Genomic DNA, 3658 nt, shown 5'->3' with positions numbered 1-3658 from the left:
CATCGGCCAGAACAGGTCGGGCCACGGCGAGGCGGCCGGCAGCGCGGCGCGCGCGATCACCGGCAGGAACGTCGCGGTGATGATGTAGCCGAAGCCGGGGGTGCCGTAGAGCACGACGAGCCACGCGGCGTCCGCGCGAGGGCTTCGCGTATCGGCCCGCGCCGCCGGGGTGGCGGGCGCACCGGTGGCCGCATACGGCGCGGCAGCCGGCGGTGCGGCCTGTGCGTGCGCCGGGGTCGGAGTCCGTTCGGGAGCCGGCGTCGTACCAAACGTGCGCCAGATCGCGACCGACAGGACAGCCGACAACGCCGCGAAACCCAGCCAGCCCACCGCCGCGTGCTGCCCGGCCAGCGCACTGCCGATCAGCCCCGTCACCACGATGCCGACGCCCGGCCCCGCGTAGATCACCCCGCTCCATTCGGGCGCATGCAGCTCGGCCAGACGCCGCAACCCCCATTGCGACACGAACACGAACGTCCATGCGCTGACGACGCCCGCGACGAAGCGCACGACGAGCCACACCGGCAGCAGGTGGCCGACGCCCATCGCGGCGGTCAGCAGCACGGTCGCGACGAGCCCGAAGCGCACCATCCGCGCCGGCGCGACGCGCAGCGCCGCGCAAGTGACCGCGCCGACGAAGTAGCCCGCGTAATTCGACGATGCGAGCCAGCTGCCGCCCTTCAGCCCGATCGAGCCGTCCGCGAGCATCAACGGCAACAGCGGCGTGAACGCGAAACGGCCGACGCCGAGCACGACGGCCAGGCCGACCATGCAGGCGAGCGCGGCCGCGCGGGCATGGCGGTCGGCCTGGTCGGACGAAAGCACGCGGGCGGCGGCGGTCAGGGCATCGAAGCGGGACATGGCGGCATGGACCGGCGCGTCGCGCGCCGGCCGGATCGGAAATCGGAATGGGCCCATCCTAGCTTGACCAACCGTTCTCGAAAAATGAATAATTAAGAATCGATTCATCCCTAGGAGAGAATCATGGACCTGGCGGCGCTGGCGATTTTCCGGGCGGTCGTGCGCGAAAACGGCGTGACGCGCGCGGCGGCCAAGCTCAATCGCGTGCAGTCGAACGTCACGACGCGCATCAAGCAACTGGAGGAGGAACTCGGCGCGGCGCTATTCGTGCGCGACGGCCGCCGGCTCGTACTGACCCCGGCCGGGCACACGCTGCTGCCATATGCGGAGCGCCTGCTCGCGCTCGCCGACGAGGCGCGCGACGCGGTGCGCGAGGACACGCCGCGCGGCCGGCTGCGGCTCGGCACGATGGAAAGCACGGCCGCGAGCCGGCTGCCGACCCTCCTCGCGCGCTACCACCATGCATGGCCCGACGTGTCGCTCGAACTGCTGACGGGTACGACGGGCTGCCTGATCGACCGCGTGCGCGACTTCGAGATCGACGCCGCGCTGTTCGCGCGCCCGCCCGAGCCGGACACGCTGCCCGACACGTTCGAGACGGTGCCGATCTTCCGCGAGGATCTCGTGCTGCTCACGCCGCGCGGCCATCCGCCGGTGCGCACGCCGCGCGACGTGATCCTGCCCACGCTGATCGCGTTCGAGCGCGGCTGCGCGTATCGCAAGTACGTCGAACGGTGGTACGCGGCGCACGGCGTGAAGCCGGCCCGGGTGCTCGAACTCGGTTCGTATCACGCGATCGTCGCGTGCGTCGCGGCCGGCGCGGGCGTCGCGGTCGCGCCACGTTCGGTGCTCGATCTGCAGCCGGAGACCGGCAACATCGCCGCGCACACGATTCCCGAACTCGAAGGCATCGACACGCTGCTCGGGTGGCGGCGCGGTTATGCGTCGGCGGCGCTCGCCGCGCTGCGCGATGCGCTCACCGACGCCGCGCGGCAGCCTGGGGACATGACGACGCCAACGGTGACCGTGCCGGCCTGACCCGTATGCGCGCGCCGCCGCATCGATCGACGCGCATGGGCTGCACAAACGAAACGACCCGACCGGCGCCTGCCGATCGGGTCGTTTTTCGATTCACGCGATGCCGTCAGGGCGACGGCATCGCATCGGTCGTGCAACGCTCAGGGATCAGAGCCGTTCTTCGACCCAGCCCTTCACGCCGGCCAGCGCGCCCGGCAGGTTCGCCGGCTCGGTGCCGCCCGCCTGCGCCATGTCCGGACGGCCACCGCCCTTGCCGCCCACTTGCTGCGCGACGAAGTTCACGAGCTCGCCGGCCTTGACCTTCTTGCTCGCGTCCGGCGTGACGCCCGCGATCAGGCTCACCTTGCCGCCTTCGACGGCCGCCAGCACGATCGCCGCGCTCTTCAGCTTGTCCTTCAGCTTGTCGACCGTTTCGCGCAGCGTCTTCGCATCGGCGCCGTCGAGCGTCGCGGCCAGCACGTACACGCCCGCCACTTCGACGGCCTGCTGCGCGAGCTCGTCGCCCTGGCTCGACGCGAGCTTCGACTTCAGCGCGCCCAGTTCCTTCTCGAGCGACTTCACCTGCTCCTGCACCTGCGCGATGCGCTGCGTGAGTTCCGACGGCTGCGCCTTCAGCGCGGCCGCGGCTTCGTTCACGCGCGCGTCGAGCTCCTGCACGTAGCGCACCGCGTTGTCGCCGGTGATCGCCTCGACGCGGCGGATACCGGCCGCGACGCCGCCTTCGACGACGATCTTGAACAAGCCGATGTCGCCGGTGCGGTGCACGTGCGTGCCGCCGCACAGTTCGCGCGAGAAGCCGAGGTCGAGCACGCGCACTTCATCGCCGTACTTCTCGCCGAACAGCGCCATCGCGCCGCCCTTCACCGCTTCGTCGTACGGCATCACGCGCACGATGCCCGGCGCGTTGGCCAGGATCTCGTTGTTGACGATCTGCTCGACGCGACGGATTTCGTCGTCGGTCATCGGTGCGTTGTGCGCGAAGTCGAAACGGGTCTTGTCCGCGTCGACGAGCGAACCCTTCTGCTGCACGTGCGCGCCGAGCACCTCGCGCAGCGCCTTGTGCATCAGGTGGGTGGCCGAGTGGTTGCGCTGCGTGCGGGCGCGGCGCTGCGCGTCGATTTCCGCGCGCAGCACGTCGCCGACCTTCAGCGTGCCCTGCTCCAGCGTGCCGTGGTGACCGATCACGTCGGCCTGCACCTTCAGCGTGTCGGCCACCGCGAAGCGCGTCGCGGCGTTCGCGAGCACGCCCTGGTCGCCGACCTGGCCGCCCGATTCCGCGTAGAACGGCGTGTGGTCGAGCACGACGACCGCGTCCTGGCCGGCCTTCACCTCGTTGACGGCCGAACCGTCCACGTACAGCGCGACGACCTTCGCGTCGTCGAACGCGATTTCCTCGTAACCGTGGAAGGTGGTCTTGGCGCCCGAGTATTCGAGGCCCTGCGTCGCCTTGAACTTGCCGGCCGCGCGCGCCTGCTCGCGCTGACGCGCCATCGCGTCGTCGAATGCCGGCTCGTCGACCGTCATCCCGCGCTCGCGGCACACGTCGGCCGTCAGGTCCAGCGGGAAGCCGTACGTGTCGTGCAGCTTGAACGCGAGTTCGCCGTCGAGCACCTTGCCGCCCTTCGCCTCGACCTCTGCCAGCGCTCGTATAACTTCGTATAATGTATGCTATACGAAGTTATTACGATCGACGTACACGTGCACGAAATGCCCCTGCGCGGCGGGCGACGCATCGCCTTGCGCGAACAGCCCGACTTCG

Annotated in this window: 2 protein-coding genes and 2 pseudogenes; 1 reads left to right on the top strand and 3 read right to left on the bottom strand. The window is 70.0% G+C overall.

Going from position 1 to position 3658, the window contains the following annotated elements; genetic code table 11:
• Positions 1-861, bottom strand: an 861-nt coding sequence (locus JMF90_RS28585; RefSeq protein WP_201325732.1) for a YbfB/YjiJ family MFS transporter, incomplete at its 3' end; no start/stop codon positions are given.
• Between the two features lie 123 nt (positions 862-984).
• Between JMF90_RS28585 and JMF90_RS28580 the strand changes: the two genes are divergently transcribed.
• Positions 985-1899 carry a LysR family transcriptional regulator gene (locus JMF90_RS28580; RefSeq protein WP_053523990.1) on the top strand — a complete coding sequence of 305 codons (915 nt, stop codon included), beginning with the start codon at positions 985-987 and terminating at the stop codon, positions 1897-1899.
• A 147-nt stretch (positions 1900-2046) separates the two neighbouring features.
• Here the strand turns inward: JMF90_RS28580 and alaS are convergent.
• Both alaS and JMF90_RS28570 read right to left on the bottom strand, forming a co-directional pair.
• Positions 2047-3543, bottom strand: a pseudogene (alaS, locus tag JMF90_RS28575) (alanine--tRNA ligase); the annotation flags it as partial.
• A gap of 39 nt (positions 3544-3582) precedes the next feature.
• A pseudogene (locus JMF90_RS28570) lies at positions 3583-3658 on the bottom strand (acyl-CoA thioesterase); the annotation flags it as partial.

Origin of the sequence: Burkholderia sp. E168m23 (assembly GCF_016586125.1) — a bacterium.
Classification (GTDB): domain Bacteria; phylum Pseudomonadota; class Gammaproteobacteria; order Burkholderiales; family Burkholderiaceae; genus Burkholderia; species Burkholderia orbicola.
Note: the sequence above shows the minus strand (reverse complement) of the source record. Positions and strands in the feature narration are given on the sequence as shown.

Bases quoted from the DNA above. Each gene is read 5' to 3' on its own strand.
- JMF90_RS28580 (WP_053523990.1), top strand. From the start codon at position 985: ATGGACCTGGCGGCGCTGGCGATTTTCCGGGCGGTCGTGCGCGAAAAC.